Origin of the sequence: Bacillus sp. FJAT-53060 (assembly GCF_037104745.1) — a bacterium.
Classification (GTDB): Bacteria; Bacillota; Bacilli; order Bacillales; family Bacillaceae; genus Bacillus; species Bacillus stratosphericus_B.
The window spans coordinates 42,109-58,005 of the sequence record NZ_JBAWSW010000009.1; the positions used below are offsets into that span (position 1 = coordinate 42,109).

The 15,897-nt window shown below is 40.4% G+C and carries 22 protein-coding genes and 1 pseudogene; 19 read left to right on the forward strand and 4 right to left on the reverse strand.

All coding sequences use genetic code 11. The features are described from left to right. Nucleotides 1–95: 95 nt before the first annotated feature. Together WAX46_RS05580 and WAX46_RS05585 are read left to right on the forward strand one after the other, a co-directional pair. Nucleotides 96–1,238, forward strand: a complete 1,143-nt coding sequence (locus WAX46_RS05580; protein ID WP_336493470.1) for an AI-2E family transporter — start codon at nucleotides 96–98, stop codon at nucleotides 1,236–1,238. Nucleotides 1,239–1,364: 126 nt separating this feature from the next. Then, nucleotides 1,365–2,198 carry an undecaprenyl-diphosphate phosphatase gene (locus WAX46_RS05585; protein ID WP_226567387.1) on the forward strand — a complete coding sequence of 278 codons (834 nt, stop codon included), beginning with the start codon at nucleotides 1,365–1,367 and terminating at the stop codon, nucleotides 2,196–2,198. Nucleotides 2,199–2,670: 472 nt separating this feature from the next. Here the strand turns inward: WAX46_RS05585 and WAX46_RS05590 are convergent. The 3 genes and pseudogenes from WAX46_RS05590 to WAX46_RS05600 all read right to left on the reverse strand — a co-directional run. Continuing rightward, a pseudogene (locus tag WAX46_RS05590) lies at nucleotides 2,671–3,006 on the reverse strand (biotin synthase BioB); the annotation flags it as partial. A gap of 249 nt (nucleotides 3,007–3,255) precedes the next feature. Next, entirely contained in the window at nucleotides 3,256–3,606 is a 351-nt protein-coding gene (locus WAX46_RS05595) for a hypothetical protein (protein WP_336493471.1), read from the reverse strand. A 265-nt stretch (nucleotides 3,607–3,871) separates the two neighbouring features. After that, complete coding sequence (locus WAX46_RS05600) at nucleotides 3,872–4,249, reverse strand: helix-turn-helix domain-containing protein (protein ID WP_226567385.1); 378 nt, start codon at nucleotides 4,247–4,249, stop codon at nucleotides 3,872–3,874. A gap of 406 nt (nucleotides 4,250–4,655) precedes the next feature. On the opposite strand from WAX46_RS05600, the gene WAX46_RS05605 reads away from it, so the two are divergent. The 17 genes from WAX46_RS05605 to WAX46_RS05685 all read left to right on the forward strand — a co-directional run bounded on the left by WAX46_RS05605 (nucleotide 4,656) and on the right by WAX46_RS05685 (nucleotide 15,428). Continuing rightward, nucleotides 4,656–4,805: a hypothetical protein gene (locus WAX46_RS05605; RefSeq protein ID WP_226567384.1), complete on the forward strand. Its 150-nt coding sequence runs from the start codon at nucleotides 4,656–4,658 to the stop codon at nucleotides 4,803–4,805. Further along, nucleotides 4,783–5,028, forward strand: coding sequence for a hypothetical protein (locus tag WAX46_RS05610; RefSeq protein WP_336493472.1), 246 nt, complete (start codon nucleotides 4,783–4,785; stop codon nucleotides 5,026–5,028). Before WAX46_RS05605 ends, WAX46_RS05610 begins: the two co-directional genes overlap by 23 nt. Beyond that, on the forward strand, nucleotides 5,003–5,266 hold the full coding sequence (locus WAX46_RS05615; RefSeq protein ID WP_226567382.1) for a hypothetical protein: 264 nt from the start codon (nucleotides 5,003–5,005) through the stop codon (nucleotides 5,264–5,266). Before WAX46_RS05610 ends, WAX46_RS05615 begins: the two co-directional genes overlap by 26 nt. A gap of 17 nt (nucleotides 5,267–5,283) precedes the next feature. After that, complete coding sequence (locus WAX46_RS05620; protein WP_376776417.1) at nucleotides 5,284–5,469, forward strand: XtrA/YqaO family protein; 186 nt, start codon at nucleotides 5,284–5,286, stop codon at nucleotides 5,467–5,469. Nucleotides 5,470–5,593: 124 nt separating this feature from the next. Then, complete coding sequence (locus tag WAX46_RS05625) at nucleotides 5,594–6,112, forward strand: sigma-70 family RNA polymerase sigma factor (RefSeq protein ID WP_226567380.1); 519 nt, start codon at nucleotides 5,594–5,596, stop codon at nucleotides 6,110–6,112. Nucleotides 6,113–6,251: 139 nt separating this feature from the next. Beyond that, nucleotides 6,252–6,899: a phage terminase small subunit gene (gene terS / locus WAX46_RS05630; RefSeq protein ID WP_226567379.1), complete on the forward strand. Its 648-nt coding sequence runs from the start codon at nucleotides 6,252–6,254 to the stop codon at nucleotides 6,897–6,899. Then, entirely contained in the window at nucleotides 6,896–8,209 is a 1,314-nt protein-coding gene (locus WAX46_RS05635) for a PBSX family phage terminase large subunit (RefSeq protein WP_264188660.1), read from the forward strand. Before terS ends, WAX46_RS05635 begins: the two co-directional genes overlap by 4 nt. Further along, entirely contained in the window at nucleotides 8,206–9,663 is a 1,458-nt protein-coding gene (locus WAX46_RS05640) for a phage portal protein (RefSeq protein ID WP_226567378.1), read from the forward strand. Before WAX46_RS05635 ends, WAX46_RS05640 begins: the two co-directional genes overlap by 4 nt. A 38-nt stretch (nucleotides 9,664–9,701) precedes the next feature. After that, nucleotides 9,702–10,787, forward strand: coding sequence for an XkdF-like putative serine protease domain-containing protein (locus WAX46_RS05645; RefSeq protein ID WP_336493473.1), 1,086 nt, complete (start codon nucleotides 9,702–9,704; stop codon nucleotides 10,785–10,787). 22 nt (nucleotides 10,788–10,809) lie between these two features. Then, the gene (locus WAX46_RS05650) at nucleotides 10,810–11,733 is read left to right on the forward strand and encodes a phage major capsid protein (protein WP_336493474.1); all 924 of its coding nucleotides are present in this window, start codon (nucleotides 10,810–10,812) and stop codon (nucleotides 11,731–11,733) included. Between the two features lie 13 nt (nucleotides 11,734–11,746). After that, nucleotides 11,747–12,130, forward strand: a complete 384-nt coding sequence (yqbG, locus tag WAX46_RS05655) for a protein YqbG (protein WP_226567375.1) — start codon at nucleotides 11,747–11,749, stop codon at nucleotides 12,128–12,130. Continuing rightward, the gene (locus tag WAX46_RS05660) at nucleotides 12,127–12,483 is read left to right on the forward strand and encodes a YqbH/XkdH family protein (RefSeq protein ID WP_336493475.1); all 357 of its coding nucleotides are present in this window, start codon (nucleotides 12,127–12,129) and stop codon (nucleotides 12,481–12,483) included. Before yqbG ends, WAX46_RS05660 begins: the two co-directional genes overlap by 4 nt. Further along, nucleotides 12,480–12,974, forward strand: coding sequence for an HK97 gp10 family phage protein (locus WAX46_RS05665; RefSeq protein ID WP_336493476.1), 495 nt, complete (start codon nucleotides 12,480–12,482; stop codon nucleotides 12,972–12,974). Before WAX46_RS05660 ends, WAX46_RS05665 begins: the two co-directional genes overlap by 4 nt. 4 nt (nucleotides 12,975–12,978) lie before the next feature. Continuing rightward, nucleotides 12,979–13,434, forward strand: coding sequence for a phage tail terminator family protein (locus tag WAX46_RS05670; RefSeq protein WP_226567372.1), 456 nt, complete (start codon nucleotides 12,979–12,981; stop codon nucleotides 13,432–13,434). Next, nucleotides 13,421–13,633 (forward strand): hypothetical protein, encoded by a 213-nt coding sequence (locus WAX46_RS05675; RefSeq protein WP_226567371.1) that lies wholly within the window; start codon nucleotides 13,421–13,423, stop codon nucleotides 13,631–13,633. The genes WAX46_RS05670 and WAX46_RS05675 overlap by 14 nt, the downstream gene beginning before the upstream one ends. A gap of 3 nt (nucleotides 13,634–13,636) precedes the next feature. Further along, nucleotides 13,637–14,983 (forward strand): phage tail sheath family protein, encoded by a 1,347-nt coding sequence (locus WAX46_RS05680; RefSeq protein ID WP_336493477.1) that lies wholly within the window; start codon nucleotides 13,637–13,639, stop codon nucleotides 14,981–14,983. A 1-nt stretch (nucleotide 14,984) separates the two neighbouring features. Next, the gene (locus tag WAX46_RS05685; RefSeq protein ID WP_226567369.1) at nucleotides 14,985–15,428 is read left to right on the forward strand and encodes a phage tail tube protein; all 444 of its coding nucleotides are present in this window, start codon (nucleotides 14,985–14,987) and stop codon (nucleotides 15,426–15,428) included. 273 nt (nucleotides 15,429–15,701) lie between these two features. On the opposite strand, the gene WAX46_RS05690 is transcribed toward WAX46_RS05685, so the two are convergent. Then, a complete protein-coding gene (locus tag WAX46_RS05690) occupies nucleotides 15,702–15,791 on the reverse strand; it encodes a putative holin-like toxin (protein ID WP_442895657.1) in 90 nt (29 codons plus the stop codon). Nucleotides 15,792–15,897 lie beyond the last annotated feature (106 nt).

A 15,897-nucleotide genomic window follows, 5' to 3' on the forward strand; every position in this document is an offset into this window, starting at 1 on the left:
TATGGTTTGGAAAAAAAGCTAAAACAATGATCACCATATCATGATCAAGTAGTGTACAATTTATTAATATAATAGCCCGTGTTTGGAGGAACGATATGAATTCTATGCAAATGTGGAGCAGTCAATTTAGAAAATTTTTTCTTGATAACAAGTTTGTTCTCTTTTTACTCATCCTGCTATTAATAGGGTTGAACATCCTTGTTTTCACGAAAGCATCTTTTATCTTCACACCGCTCATTGTACTCATCAAAACCATTGCCTTACCGATTATTTTAACGGGGGTTGTGTATTATTTATTAAATCCGATTGTCAACTTGTTAGAGAGATTTAGAGTTAAGCGGATCTATTCGATTTTGCTTTTATATATTGTCATTATTGGGATTATTACAATAACCATTGTGGCCATTATTCCTTTTTTACAGGCACAAACCATGAGCCTGTTTCATAACTTTCCGAAATATGTCGATACGGTAGAAGATCAGATTAGACAATTAACAGGGAGCAACTTTATTAATCAAGTGCAGAATACGATGAACTTTAACGTATCGGAATTGGTCAGTAAAGCATCAAGTCAAGCGACGAAGATTTTGGAAAGCACCTTTACCGGTGTAGGGACTTTCCTAGGTGCACTGACAGAAATTATCATCTCGATCATCACAGTTCCTTTTATTCTGTTTTATCTATTAAAAGACGGCAAAAAATTGCCAGACTATTTTTTGAAATTTATTCCTTATAAGCTAAGAGATCATACACATATCGTGCTTCACGAAATGAACCATCGCCTGAGCTCATATATTCGTGGACAGATTATAGTCAGCTTCTGTATCGGTTTTCTTCTTTTAATTGGATATATGATTATCGGGTTAGACTATGCCTTGCTGCTAGCCATTATTGCGGCATGTACAAGTGTAGTGCCTTACCTTGGTCCAACAATTGCCATTACACCAGCAATTGTGATTGCGCTTGTCACGTCACCAGTGATGCTGTTGAAACTGATTATTGTTTGGACAGTTGTTCAGTTGATTGAGGGGAAATTTATTTCGCCGCAAGTCATGGGGAAAAATCTTCAAATTCACCCGATTACCATCATTTTTGTTCTTTTAACAGCGGCTAAATTGTTCAGCTTGGTTGGTGTCATTGTCGCTATTCCGACGTATGCCGTTTTGAAAGTCATCACGACCCACTTGTTTGATTGGTTCAAAATGCGATCCAATTTGTATAAAGAAGAGAAGGTTTGATGTCATAATCTTTTTTTAAAAAAATATAGTATCATAAAGACGAGCTTTCGAAAAAGGAAGCTTGTCTTTATGTGGACATAGATGTTTGACATGTTCAAAAGATCAGAATTGAAAGGAAAGAATATCATGAATCTATGGGATTTATTCGTGGCACTGATTTTAGGAATTGTCGAAGGGTTAACAGAGTATGCACCTGTCTCGTCTACAGGACACATGATCATTGTTGATGATCTTTGGTTAAAATCGAAGGAAATTATTACGCCAGAAGCGGCAAATACATTTAAAGTCGTGATCCAATTAGGCTCTATTCTAGCGGTAATGATCGTGTTTAAAGATCGTATTTTGAACTTGTTAGGCTTAAAGAAAAATATCACAGAAGAACAAAAGCGCAGCGGACATAAGCTGACCATTGCTCAAATTGCTGTTGGACTCGTCCCAGCCGTCATTTTAGGATTCTTATTTGAAGATTATATTGATAAATATTTGTTTGATGTCAAAACGGTTGCTGTCGGATTGATTTTAGGGGCAGTGCTGATGCTTGTCGCTGACTGGATCAATAAACATAAATCAGAAACAAGCTCTGTGGATAACATGACGTACAGACAGGCACTTTATATCGGGCTGTTTCAATGTTTGGCATTATGGCCTGGCTTCTCCCGCTCAGGTTCTACTATTGCAGGTGGTGTTATTCTAGGTCTTAATCACCGAGCTGCGGCTGACTTTACGTTTATCATGGCCATGCCGATAATGGCAGGGGCAAGTTCCTTAACACTTGTAAAAAATGCCCAATACTTAACGACAGATATGCTTCCATTCTTTATCGTCGGCTTTGTGAGTGCGTTTATTGTGGCTCTCTTTGTTGTTCGATTCTTCCTAAAACTGATCAATAAAATCAAACTTGTGCCTTTTGCGATATACCGAATCATCCTAGGTCTGATTTTATTTATCCTGTTTATGTAAAATACTCTTTTGAAAGAGAGTTTTTTTGTTGTTATGCCTTTTTTAAACAGTAAAACCCCTCTTAATTTGTAGGAAATAAAGTTTTTTCATAAATTAGTGTTTAAGAGACAAAAGAAAGGGTAGTAGATTTAAGGAGGAGTTAGAAGTAATGAGGGAAAAAGTGAATTTTTCGTCAGTACTGTGATCGCTACTTCAATGGTTCTGTCCCTCTATTCTGAAGCAGGTCAAAACCATCATGTTGTTGTACAAAACTTAAGTCAATACCATGACTTTAGTGGACTGAACAATGTCGTCTATGATGGTATTACTTTGATATTGAAGATGGCACGTTTGTCAACAATGGTGACGTCGGCTATATTAACTGGATATTTATTGGAAGATTTGACCGTGAAGAAGGTAGCGGTACTGTCAAATTCAGTAAAAGATTCTAATCTCATGTCAAAAGTCTGCCGAGCCATCGGCAGACTTTTTGCTATAGTGCACATTCCTCTATTTCAAAACCTACATCTTCAATGAGGTGATGATCGGCTTGGACTTGTTGACATTTTGTTGTAAAATAATCGACTACAAAAATAGAGTTTGCCGCATAAAGGGCTAGCGGCTGCAGCGTCCGTAAATTAAACTCTCTTCCCCAGATACCCGAATTTCTTTTGTTAGATTAATGAATCGCTCAGTGCCAACACCTTTAACGCTTTTATCGGGTGTGTTCGTTCTTGATGTTCAAGAGGTTTCCTTCGATTGCATGAAGAAAGTAGACTGGGATCGAATCTGCATCAAGTGCTCTGAGCGCAAACGCCATTTTAACAATGGTTTTTGGTCAGCATTGTATATCTCTCAACCGGACAATACCCCCTTTTGACATTAAAGATCATATTTAACTTTACTTTTTTTTGAAAAAAATGAAATCTTACTTAATAGGTGCGTGCAGGATAGTAACAATTCCCCGTCGTCTGCTTCAAGAATGTCTAAACCTCTTGCATGGTAATCAATTCATTAGCAAAAACACCAAAAGGCGATGACTTCATGTTCATCGCCTTTTGATATGTAAAGATGGATATTAACGAACAGTAATATAATTTATGACAAGCTCACCCTGCGAATTATAGTAAGAAACAGTCACAGAACCGCGTTGTACGGCACGAATCCAAGTGAAGTTTGGAGCAGTTTGATCTAATTGAATGGCATACGTTGCCCCAGATACAGAAATTTGATTTGCTGGAAGAGAGACAGCGATTGAAGAACCTACAGAAAGCGTACGGTTCACAGTGATCACTTTGTTCATAATAGGAGCTTTTGCGATAACTGATTCTTTAGGCTGTGCAGCTGCATGAGCACCTTCAGATTGGAAGAATGTAAGAGCACCTAAAGCAGCTAAAGACAATGTACAGGCTTTCATTAAATTTTTCATTGTGAACACTCCTTTTTTTGGTATATACATATATTAATAATAATAGAATTATATGTCAATAAGAATAAGTGAAAAAAAGTATTTATGGTTAAAATTGTCATATATTAACGAAAGAGATGCAAGGAGATCAAAAAACACATGATTTTTTGTTTATATGTCATTCTCATTTTAGGGGGAAAAGAGGCATAAAAAAGCTGGGCTTATACCCAGCAATGTGATGCTTTTGAAAAAGATCATGAAAGAGCAGGCACTTAGCCAGTTTTCCTTATTCGCTGTCTGGCTGTTTTAACTGACGGCCTTTTTGTTTCTCTTTCTCTCTAATGTAGTTAATAAAATCGATGGTTTGTCTTCGGGCTTCTTCGGAAAAGTCGGAGGCAGCTTTAAACGCAATTTGCAAATCAGGATCGTCTGCAAGATCGTCATCAGTGACGCCTTTGTTTTTACCTGTGAGGAGGTAATCTGTTGAGACCCCGTATAACTCTGCGATTTTTACAATCATTTCACCATCGGGCTTTCTCAATCCATATTCCCAGTTCGCATAGGTAGACATCGCCTTTAACCCAAGTTTTTTAGCAACGGTTGACTTACTCCATCCATGCTTCTCTCTTAATTCAGTTAAAATCTTTCCAGTCAAATTATCCATTGGAAACACCTTTTTTCATATTATGTGTAAATTTTATCATGAATTACACGGAAAAGATAAATAAATACACAAAAAGAATAAAAATATGATTGACTTACTCGTTTCGTGTATATTATTATAATGAACATAACTTACACATATCGAGTAATAGGGAAGATGAAACTTGAAAATTCACCAGAAGAATGAATCTTACAAGGAAAAACAAAAACTTATATGGTGAAAAAACTTGCATATAAGTACACGAGTGACTATGAAGAAATGGGCCGAACGAAGCCCAGCTAGACATAACAAAGTAGATTGCAGATTTGTTAAATATCAGTGTTCAAGAGTTTTTTTGGCCAAAAGTTACACAAAAAGAGTAATTCTTTAAAAGAAGACCGCTCTTAAAAAAGGGGAGACAAACAGAATGAATATTGAACATCCGATGGTGACACAAATCAATGATTTTGGATATCCAAAAAGTTACTGGCCTTATGAGATCAAGCGATATGGTTATCAAGTAGAAGACGGCGACAGTGAGGAGGGATCTGATGATGAGACATCAGTTGAAGTTTGATTGCGGAAAAGAAGCGCAGCTTTGCTTAGTACAAGCTGGAGGCTGGATTAACTTTTATCAAAGGGAACCGATATTTGTTTTCCCGACAGCAAAAGAGAAGAACACATATATGACCCTCATGGTAGCGCAAGCCGCTGATGAAAAAAGAAGAAGGAGATCAGAACCACATGAACCGATTGAAGAAGGTCATTACATTCATGAAATGTTTGCTCAAAGCGAGTAAAAACGAACAAGACATCAGGCAGTGGGCGAAGGATGACGGGAGATCGCAACATAAGCATCCTCCAGTCAAGTTACAACACATTCTAGAAGCACTTTGCACCATTACCGATGAAGCACCTCTACAGATTGTGGATTTAAGAGTTTCTCAGTTTTATAGCATGCGCCCAAGAGTGGAAGTCATTTTAAATACTGTCGGTGACAGCATGAGGTCATCACCAAAAAAGGAGACAAGCATATGAACGAGCCAAAACAACTAATGATTCAAAAAAACCAGACATTTGTCGGTGAAATGGAAAAAGGAAAGATTCAAATCATTGTGTTAGATGGAAATGTAGGAACGGCCTATATGATGGATGTACCTGAGCATGGAAAAACCATTATTCAAACAGCAAAGGGGCATTTTGCAAGAGTGGATCACGAGATTGGTTTTAAAATCAGCTAGCCTGATGACTAAATCACAACATAATAAGTCCAAGACGGAAAGCCTGCGGACACTGATCAAGACCCTACTTAAAGGGGCTGATTGGTGTCCGTTTTTTATTTTCTAAAAAAGGGAGAGCGCACACATGCAAGACTTACTCATCGAATACAAACGAGCATTAAAGGACGCTAGAAAACGATATGAACCATATAGAGAAAAAGAAGACAAGCAGCTGTCAGATCAAGATAAGCATGATAAAAAAATGATCGCCAGTATGGTAAGCGATTTAGAATACGTTGTGGACTGGCTTCAAATCGGCAGAGAGCCAGGCGCACGCAGGGGATTAGACAGACGTTCTGTTTATCAGCGTACCATCCTTGCAAATCCAGAAGTATTAGAGGCCTTATCACATGAATACACCCTTATTCAAGAGAAAGAAAGAGAGGTAAGTGAGCGGGACAAAAGACGAGTTGACGAGGCTTTGTCCGTTTTAACAGATCGAGAGAAGGATGTATTCTTTATGCACACAACGCAGGGACTTTCATTTAGCGAGATTGCGATTATGCTAGATGTAAAGAAAGGAACTGTCCAAAAACATATGGAAAGAGCTCGGACCAAAATGTCCAAAAAAGTACAAGAACGCCTATTCAAAGCTGCTGAATAGGCGTTTTTTCTTTAGAAAATGAATCATTCAGAGCTTGTCTTACATTTGCCACCTATAGATAGAAAGACCGTAGCCCTACACAAATGGATTCCTTTTTAGGGAATCATTCGAACTAAAAGGAGGCGGCAGGTGAATGTAAATGAAAGATAAACGGATGCAAGCAAAGCAGGATTATATGAAAGGGATGACGTACCAGCAACTAGCTGATCATTACAACGTCTCGATCCATACCGTCAAATCATGGAAAAGGCGATACGGTTGGCAAAGACAAAAAAAATCGTCAAAGCAGGCGCACTCGATTTTCAATCAATTTCTTTCGGATGAAACGATTGAAATCATGGAGAAAATGGGCGGGCGCACATCACTTGATTTAATCTGGGATCAAATTCAAATTCAATACGCAGCCATTATTCGGGCGCAGCGAATCATGCATGTAGCAGATCGAGATGACATGATCAAAGAGCTGAAAAAGGCGACGTACATACCTTCTTCATTAGAGGAAGAAACAATAGAAGGTATTCATCCAGAACCAGAAATCACGTCAGAAGAATTTTCGTTTCAATTTTCATGGGACCGGCATGCCACTTTTTTAAATGCCCAATCTCGTGCAATGGGAGAGCTCAGACGTCTTATTAAACAGTTTGAAGAGCTCGCTCATGCGAAAGACGAACGAAGATTAAGGCTGAAGCAAATTGAACTGACGATCGAAAAAACAAAAAAAGCAGTGCGTGAGGAAAAAGAGGAAGACCTTCACATCATGATTAAGCGAAAAGAGGACAACTCATGACGCCGTTGATTGAAAAAGAAGTCAACCCTCACTTTGAACACTTTCTATTCGATTGGGATCAAAAGTTTCAATTTTTAGTAGGCGGCTATGGCTCCTCCAAAAGCTATCATATTGCGCTGAAACTGATCTTAAAGCTGCTGGAGGAAAAGCGGACAGCACTTGTCATTCGAGAGGTGTATGATACGCACCGAGAGTCGACATTTTCTCTATTGCAAGAAATCGTCAGCGACCTTGGCATCGATCATGTTGTGAAATGCCGCAGTTCGCCGCTTGCACTCACCTTTCGAAACGGCAGCAGCATCTTATTTAAAGGGCTGGACAAGCCTGAGAAGCTGAAGTCGATCAACAATATTTCGATCATTTGGATTGAGGAGTGTTCTGAGGTTTCTTATGAAGGTTTTAAAGAACTGCTTGGAAGGCTGAGGCACCCGACATTATCTCTTTATATGATGTTATCGACCAACCCTGTTGGTCAGGATAATTGGACGTACAGACATTTCTTTCGAGATGAGCAGCTGAAGCGATTTGTTCTTGATGACGAGACCTTATACAAAAAGCGAACCATTGTCATCAAGGATACGTACTATCACCACTCAACAGCAGAAGATAACTTATTTCTTCCTAAAAGCTATGTGAAGCAGCTGGATGAGCTGAAAGAATACGACCCAGACCTTTATCGAATTGCGAGGAAGGGATATTTCGGAATCAATGGCACAAAGGTTTTTCCTCAATTTTATGTGAGAGATCATGCTGACGTATTAGAAGCGATTCAGCAGATTGACAGACCGCTGAAACGAGCGGGCATGGATTTTGGATTTGTTGAATCCTATAATGCGTTAATTCGATTAGCCGTCGATCATGAAAAAAAGTACTTATATATTTATTGGGAATATTACGACCGCGGAAAAACAGATAATGAAACAGCCGTTGACCTAAAAGAGTTTGTAGAATCAAAGGAACTCATTAAGGCAGACGCAGCAGAGCCTAAAACCATTCACTATTTTCGGCAGCGCGGATTTCAAATGGTGGCAGCGCATAAGTTTCAGGGCTCACGCCTGCAATATACAAAGAAAATCAAACGGTTTAAGAAAATCATTTGTTCCGATGCTTGCCCTTATACCATCTATGAACTTCAATCACTGACCTATAAGGCAGATAAGGACGGCCGCTTAGAGGAAGATGAATTTCAAATCGACCCGCACACATTATCAGCCATTTGGTATGCGCTGGATGATTATGAGGTGACGGATTTGAAATATACCGCTTCGAACCGTGTCCGTCCAAACAGAGAGAGGAGGTCCATACAATGAAACAATTGAAAGCAACGATTATGAAGGCAAACATGTCTGATCACACAAAACAAATGTATGAAGATGAATTTTCCTACGAAAAAGATAACATTGTTCCCCCGCCCTATCATATCAATGAATTAAAAAGCATGGCAGAATATTCGACCATTCTTCAGCAATGCATTGATGCCTATAAAACAAACATTTTAGGCTTTGGTTTTGGAGTAGAATACGCCTTTGACTTTAATGCAGAAGGTGTGAAACCGGGAAAAAAGAAGATCGCAGAGAAGGAATGGACAAGACTTGAAGAGTTTACGAAATACATGAACTATGACGAGTCTGCCGACGTGATTCTTGGCTATGTACTCGAAGACCGAGAGAAAACGGGGAATGGCTTTTTAGAGGTGCTGCGGGATGGGCAAGGAAAGCCGGCAGGCATTGAGTATTTGGATGCGCTCCATATTCGGATTTGCAAGCTTAGTGAGCCAGTCGACATCGATTTCAAACACACAGAAAATGGCGAATTGAAGACGATGAATCGAAAGAAACGATTCCGTCAATATGTGCAGATCATGAATGAAAAGAAAGTCTTTTTCAAGGAGTATGGTGATCCGCGCATTTTAAATTGTGAAACAGGCAAATATGATGACACCACGCCAGAGCCGCTGAGAGCAACAGAAGTGATTCATTTTAAAATCGGCAGTGGAACGTATGGGATTCCCCGATGGATTGGCAATATCGTTAATATGTACGGAGCACGTAAGGCAGAAGAGCTGAACTATCTTTATTTTAAGCAGGGAAGGCATGTACCTGGTGCCATCGTTGTCGAAAATGGAATGCTGTCAGAGGCTTCTTATCAGCAGCTTCAGGATTATATGGACGATATTGAAGGCACTGATCATGCGCATAAGTTTTTATTGCTTGAAGTAGAAGGTCTCCCAACTGAAAAAGGATTAACAGGCGAAGAAGATGTATCAAATGTTAAAGTGAACTTTAAATCCTTAGCGGAGATCTTGCAAGAGGATGCGCTCTTTTTAGAATACGATGAAAAGACTAGAAACAAAATCCGTTCCGCTTTTCGCCTGCCGCCTATTTACACAGGTGAGTCTCAAGATTATAACAAAGCCACGGCAGATACTGCGCGTAAAATAACAGAGGAGCAGGTATTTCAGCCCGAGCGGCATCTCATTACAGGGAAACTGAATACCCTTTTCCTGCCGGATCTTGATATATGGCATGTCCGCTTGCTATTAAATGGTCCTGACTTTAGAGATCCATTAGAGATTGCGAAGGTCCTTACGCCTTTTATTCAGGCTGGGGCAGTGTCTCCAAACGATTTACGAGATCTGGCGGGACGCATTCTTGGAAAAACGTTAGAGGAATGGCCGGAGGAACTCTATCATCGACCTTTAGAAAGCCGAATGAAAGCAGCTGATGAACCGTCTCAAACTGAGCTGAAACAGCTGGAGGAATAAACAGAAGTTCTTGAGCTTTTTTGAAAGGGGGTGAACATATGCCAAGAGAATTAAAAAACGCAAAAATTACGCATGTTTCCTATGTGGACAGGGCAGCAAACCAAAAGAAATTCTTTTTGATAAAGGCAAAACGGCAGCTTGACTTTCAAAAGGAAGTTAATGTCCTGACAAAGGCAGAAGATGCTCATCGTCTTGTGTATGGTGTCGTGTATGAACCGAATACACCCGATGCACACCAAGATTTTATGTCCGCCAAGGAAATTGAAAGGGCGGCACATGGCTTTATGAAGGATGCCCGTCACATTGACAAGCAGCATAATTTTCAAGATGGTGTTGGCGAAGTCGTTGAATCATACATTGCCCCAGCGGATTTTGAAGTAGGAGGGGAACTGATTCAAAAAGGATCTTGGGTACTTGTGACAAAGGCTTCACAAGATATTTGGGATCAAATTCAGCAAGGCCACATTACTGGCTACTCAATGGCTGGGACGGCGGACATCGTTGAAATAGAAGAACACGATCAGCTCTCACCTCAAGAGACGAATGAGAGAGGGCTTTTTTCTTTGCTGAAAAATTTCTTTTTGAAAGAGGAAGGTGCAAACATGTCACAACAATTTTGGAGTGTTTTAGACCATCTCCTGGAAACATTACAGTCGAGTGATGGTGATGAGTCTAGCGTAAGAGCTGCGCTTGAACAATTGATTCCAATTATGCAGGACGTTTTGAAGACAAATAATGTCCTTCAAACGATTGGCGAAAGACCAGCATCCGTTCTAAAACAAGATGCCGTACTGACGATGGATCAAGTACGCGAGCTCGAAAAAGCAAAAATGGCCATTGAAAATGTTCTACAGCAAGCGGAAAAACAGGAAACAGATCTACTAGGGGAAGAGCCTGTCCAAAAAGTGTTGGAGCAAGTGGTTGCGCCGATTCGTGATCAGCTCTCTTTATTAGAGAAATCAGCCAGCAGAGAAAAATTAGGGATTCAGCAAGTGCTGGAGCAGCAACTTTTGCCTATTTCAGAGCGGATTCACATGCTTGAAAAAGCGCGGGGCATTTCAAAACAAACAATCCACGATACACAAAATGACAGTACAAAGCCCATTTGGGATGGCTTACTATAAGCCTAAATAAGGAGGAAAAAGTGTGAGAAATCAAGAGTTGATTCGCAAGGCTGAAATGACACTTGCCAGTCTAAAAACCGGCGGTCTCATGAACGCAACCCAATCTAATACATTCATTAGAATGATGCAAAACACACCAACCGTTTTAAATGATGCACGCATCATTCCGATGGAAAGTGATTCACAAAAAATCGAAAAAATCGGCTTTGGCCAGCGTATTTTGCGCCCAGCAGAAGAAGGACAAGCGCTTGATGCAAAAGACCGCGTTGTCCCTGCGACAAGCACTGTCCAGCTAAATGCGAAAGAGGTCATTGCAGAGATCCATATGACCTACGACAGCATTGAAAACAATATTGAAAAAGACGGAATTCAGCAGACCATTATGCAAATGCTGGCGGAACGAGCGGCAGTCGATATTGAAGAGCTGATCGTCAACGGTGATACGACATCATCAGATCCGTTTTTAGCTCAAATAGATGGCGTAAGAAAACAGGCGGTATCTCATGTTTTTGATGCAAATGGAGCGGAAATTAGCCGCCAGATGTTCAAGCAAGCCTATAAAGCGATGCCATCAAAATATTTACGTGTTCCTCAGGATTTCCGTTTCTACACATCTCCAAGTCTAGAGGTCGAGTGGAAGGATCAAGTAGCAAACCGTCAAACAGGCCTCGGAGATGCGGCAATTCAAGGCGGACTTTCTTCCGCATTTGGAGTCCCGGTCAAAGGGCTTGCCAATATGCAGCCATATGACGAAGCGGGAACAGACGTATCAGATATTTTACTGACACATCCTAAAAATATTATTATAGGTTTTTCACGCAATATTCGCATTGAAGTAGAAAAAGATATTCGCAGCCGTAAGTTTATTATTGTCCTAACAGCGAAGCTCGACAGCAAATTTGAGGAAGAGGATGCTGTAGCAAAAGTGATGAAAGTGAAAGAGTAGGAGACGGCAGACCATGATTATTTCTGCTGAGGAAGTACAAGCCTATTCTGTATTTGATCGTGTGAAAAATCGATCTGTAGAAAGACTGACAGCAGATATTATCGAAGCAGAAGCTGCGGTATTTCAGATTGTAGGTCACGATTTTACGAACGAAAAATATCAGCCCCTCCCCGAAAAAGCAAGAATCGCCATATTAAAAATGGCCCAGTATTTCGCCATGCTGAATGATGATGAATCCATGATGAAAGGATTTACATCAGAAAAAATGGGCGATTATTCATATGCGAAGGCAGCAAATCATCTAAAAGGCAGACCACATGTGTATGCCCTGCTAGTTGATTACATTGAACCATCGCTAACTGGCGGCAGTGCCAATTTAAAGGTGAGATCATTATGAGCTATCATTCTCTATTAACGGATCGCTGTGATCTTTTTCACCTGGAAAACGAGGAGGCTGTCTGCGGGAAATTTGGTATTCCAGCAGAGGATTGGCAAATGACACTCTCTTATCCTGATACTCCAAGCTTGAGAGGTCTGGCTTGCTATGTTATCGAAAAAAACCAGTCACTCATGCAAGAAGAACCGAATACAGTGATTTATCAGTCCTATCTTGTCCATTTTCCTTTAGCAAGTGATATTCGCCTGCATGACAAAATGGTATGGAACGGGGTCTCGCTTAAGTTACAGCACCCTAAAATAGTGAAAAATCATCACATTGAAGTGATGGCTGTCAGAAAGGAAAATCTATGAAAATTGATGGATTTGACCGGCTGCTTTCCCAGCTCAAGAAGGCGAGTGGTGGCTTAAAGGCGGAGTATCAAGATTGGTTACAGGAGTTGGGCTTACAGCTTTTAGACATGATTCAGGATGAATTAATCAAGGAAAAAGCTGTAGATACAGGCCGGCTTCTAAGCTCCTTTCAAAAAGGTGACAAGGAGAATTATTTTCTTATCACACGAGGCGGTCTCACGCTTGAAGTTGGAACGCAGCTTGAATATGCCTCTTACGTCAATGATGGACATGCCGTTTCTTCAAGTGGAGAGCGAAGATGGGTGCCTGGCAGGTGGACTGGCGGCCGCTTTGAATATGATCCGAATGCAAGTACAGGGATGATGCTGGCATCTCAATGGATTGTTGGAAATGGTTACTGGGATCATGCTGTCATGCTCTATGAACAAATGTTTGAACATTCGCTTGATCGAAAGCTTCAAAGCTGGATCGATCGACATTTTGGGAGGTGATGGAATGAATCAAGAAGTCGGGGCAATCATGCATTATATATACACACACTTTCCTGTGACAATGTATGATCGTCTTTTGCCAGAGCGCTTTCAAGTTCCATCCGTTTATGTGCCGCCAGTGACAGTCATCAGTGGTCCAGATACAGTGTCTACCTTTATGAAATCTTATTCGCTACAAGTGAAAGTGTTTCATATTGATACTGAGAAAGCACATGATGCAGCAGAAACTGTCGCCGATGCATTGCTTGCTGATCGTCAAATCATTCAGATGATCAGTGAACAGGGAGAGGTGCTTGATGATTATGTCCGCATAAAAAGAGTGGAAACAAGAATCATAGATCAAGGTGTAGCAGCGATTGTCCTGACGTGGGATAGCTGCTATTGGTACAACCGAGACAAACAGCCAAGCCTAGAAGATATCAACTTTTCAGATGGGGTGATCAAACGTGAGCAAGACTAAAAAAGTACAGCTCGATCAAACAGCTGGCGAAGAAAAAGAATTTGGCTTTTCATTTGAAGCCTTAAAAGAGCACAGTAAGGATCTTTTTGGGGTAAAACCAGAAATTCTTGAAGGTGCTCTTTTTTATATCAAGCATCAACCAATTACAAAAACAGAAGCAAAGAAGCATATTGATGCTTTTTTGTCCAAGGAGGTTTAAAGGATGAACGGAGGCACTTTTACACCAGGTACAGAGAAAAAGCGTCCTGGCATTTACTTTAATTTTAAAACAACAGCAGAGCAGAGAATTACTTTAGGAGATCGAGGTACAGTGGCACTTCCTCTTGTGATGAGCTGGGGAGAACCAAAAACCTTTATTTCGGTTTCCAATATGGAAGACTTAAATAAGAAAGTCGGGCTCAACATTGATGATAAGTCACTCCTTCTTTTCCGTGAAGCGAAGAAAAAAGCGCAAACGGTCTTACTTTATCGCTTAAATGAAGGAGAGACGGCCAAAGCCGAAATCGCAGAAAATTTTGTGGTTACAGCAAATTATGGCGGCATAAAAGGAAATGAGATTACCATACAAGTCGCAGAAAATGTACTGGATAGCACAAAACGTGACGTCATCACCTATCTTGGAACAGATATGGTCGATAAGCAGGTTGTCACGGATGTCAAAGATCTTGTCAAAAACAAATATGTTCAATTTTCTGGCGAAGGTGAAGCAGTCATTACAGCTGGCGAGGCACTAAGCGGCGGTAAAAATGGTGTGGCAAGTGTCGCAGATTACACAGTTTTCCTAGAAGCAGCAGAAACAGAATACTTTGATGTCATTGCTCTTCCAGTCGATAATAGTGAGCAATTAAAAGCAACCTTTGCCTCATTTATTGAGCGTTTACGCGATAAGCAAGGACGTAAGGTGCAAGGGGTTGTCGCCAATTATGCAGCTGACCAAGAGGGAATCATCAATGTCACAAGTGGTGTTGTTTTAGAAGATGGGACAGAATTGACGCCTGCTCTAACAACAGCATGGGTCGCAGGTGCAAGTGCAGGAGCGAACTTCAATCAGTCACTTACCTTTGTTGAATACGATGGAGCAGTAGATACATTAGAACGCATTGATAATGATCAAGTAGAATACCGATTATCACAAGGGGAGTTTCTTTTCACCTTTGATGCGCGAGACCGTACTGTGAGCGTAGAAAAAGATATTAACTCCTTAACAAGCTTCACGACTGAAAAGAACCAGCAAATGGCGAAAAACAAAATCATTCGTGTGCTTGATGCGATCAACAATGATTTAACGTTTGAATTGAAAAATTTGATTAAATTACGCAAAGCCAATGGCAATGACATTCCAGCATCAGATGATGGTATTCAGCTTGTGAAAACACTGATTACACAGTATCTCACACAACTACAAGATGGAAGTGGCATTACAGGCTTTAACTCAGAAACAGATATCGTGATTGGTCTCAATGAAGATCGTGATGGATTTATCATCGATTTAGCTGTTCAACCAGTAGATGCAGCAGAAAAATTCTATTTCAATGTGGAGGTGAAGTAAGATGGCTTTTAAAGCGCAAAATACTATTTCAGGTAAAGAAGGTCGTCTTTTCTTAGAAGGTGAGGAGCTTGCATTTATCAAAACCTTCGAAGCAAACGTAGAGAAAAACAAATCCGAAGTCAACGTCATGGGCCGCCGAATGACTGGTCATAAAACAACAGGAGCAAACGGAACAGGAACGGCAACGTTCTATAAAGTCACGTCACGTTTCGTACAACTCATGCTTAACTATGTGAAAAAAGGGGAAGATCCTTATTTCACTCTTCAAGCTGTGCTTGATGATAAATCATCAGGCCGAGGCACAGAGCGTGTAACATTATTTGATGTCAACTTTGATTCAGCAAAAATTGCTGGACTGGATGTCGATTCAGAGGCGCTTGAAGAGGAAGTTCCTTTCACATTCGAGGACTTTGATCTGCCTCAGAAATTGAAAGATACATTCTAATTTCTCACAAAAAGCACGAAGAATGACGAAACAATACGTGATTTTTCATTTAGTCACGGGTATGCTATAATGCAAAGAGAATGCGCAAAGCATTCCCAAAGCATTCCGAGAACACAAAATTATGTTTACATGCAAAGAAATTTGCATAGAATAAAAAGAAGCCAGGATGCGTCAACATCCTGGCAATGTACAATAAGGCCCTTCAAGGGGCTGGCTTATCGAATAGGTTCTTTAGGTAGACTTCCCTTTAACCTTCCACAGCTCAAGGGGAGTCTATTTTTTGTCTATATACGTCAACAGGGTAATGATAAATGACCCGAATGCAAGCATTAACATAAGCGTTTGAAATGTTGACATGAGCATCACCCCCTTCCTATCGGGGATGAGCCAGACACCCTTGAGCAAGCCGTCCAATTGTACGATTTATATTATACATGAAAAGATTGGAAAGCACATTCAAAAAATGGAT

Excerpts from the sequence above, each read along its gene's own strand:
- WAX46_RS05580 (WP_336493470.1), top strand. The coding sequence starts at position 96 with ATGAATTCTATGCAAATGTGGAGCAGTCAATTTAGAAAATTTTTTCTT.
- WAX46_RS05585 (WP_226567387.1), top strand. The coding sequence starts at position 1,365 with ATGAATCTATGGGATTTATTCGTGGCACTGATTTTAGGAATTGTCGAA.
- WAX46_RS05595 (WP_336493471.1), bottom strand. The coding sequence starts at position 3,606 with ATGAAAAATTTAATGAAAGCCTGTACATTGTCTTTAGCTGCTTTAGGT.
- WAX46_RS05600 (WP_226567385.1), bottom strand. The coding sequence starts at position 4,249 with ATGGATAATTTGACTGGAAAGATTTTAACTGAATTAAGAGAGAAGCAT.
- WAX46_RS05605 (WP_226567384.1), top strand. The coding sequence starts at position 4,656 with ATGAATATTGAACATCCGATGGTGACACAAATCAATGATTTTGGATAT.
- WAX46_RS05610 (WP_336493472.1), top strand. The coding sequence starts at position 4,783 with ATGAGACATCAGTTGAAGTTTGATTGCGGAAAAGAAGCGCAGCTTTGC.
- WAX46_RS05615 (WP_226567382.1), top strand. The coding sequence starts at position 5,003 with ATGAAATGTTTGCTCAAAGCGAGTAAAAACGAACAAGACATCAGGCAG.
- WAX46_RS05620 (WP_376776417.1), top strand. The coding sequence starts at position 5,284 with ATGATTCAAAAAAACCAGACATTTGTCGGTGAAATGGAAAAAGGAAAG.
- WAX46_RS05625 (WP_226567380.1), top strand. The coding sequence starts at position 5,594 with ATGCAAGACTTACTCATCGAATACAAACGAGCATTAAAGGACGCTAGA.
- terS (WP_226567379.1), top strand. The coding sequence starts at position 6,252 with ATGAAAGATAAACGGATGCAAGCAAAGCAGGATTATATGAAAGGGATG.
- WAX46_RS05635 (WP_264188660.1), top strand. The coding sequence starts at position 6,896 with ATGACGCCGTTGATTGAAAAAGAAGTCAACCCTCACTTTGAACACTTT.
- WAX46_RS05640 (WP_226567378.1), top strand. The coding sequence starts at position 8,206 with ATGAAACAATTGAAAGCAACGATTATGAAGGCAAACATGTCTGATCAC.
- WAX46_RS05645 (WP_336493473.1), top strand. The coding sequence starts at position 9,702 with ATGCCAAGAGAATTAAAAAACGCAAAAATTACGCATGTTTCCTATGTG.
- yqbG (WP_226567375.1), top strand. The coding sequence starts at position 11,747 with ATGATTATTTCTGCTGAGGAAGTACAAGCCTATTCTGTATTTGATCGT.
- WAX46_RS05660 (WP_336493475.1), top strand. The coding sequence starts at position 12,127 with ATGAGCTATCATTCTCTATTAACGGATCGCTGTGATCTTTTTCACCTG.
- WAX46_RS05665 (WP_336493476.1), top strand. The coding sequence starts at position 12,480 with ATGAAAATTGATGGATTTGACCGGCTGCTTTCCCAGCTCAAGAAGGCG.
- WAX46_RS05670 (WP_226567372.1), top strand. The coding sequence starts at position 12,979 with ATGAATCAAGAAGTCGGGGCAATCATGCATTATATATACACACACTTT.
- WAX46_RS05680 (WP_336493477.1), top strand. The coding sequence starts at position 13,637 with ATGAACGGAGGCACTTTTACACCAGGTACAGAGAAAAAGCGTCCTGGC.
- WAX46_RS05685 (WP_226567369.1), top strand. The coding sequence starts at position 14,985 with ATGGCTTTTAAAGCGCAAAATACTATTTCAGGTAAAGAAGGTCGTCTT.
- WAX46_RS05690 (WP_442895657.1), bottom strand. The coding sequence starts at position 15,791 with ATGCTCATGTCAACATTTCAAACGCTTATGTTAATGCTTGCATTCGGG.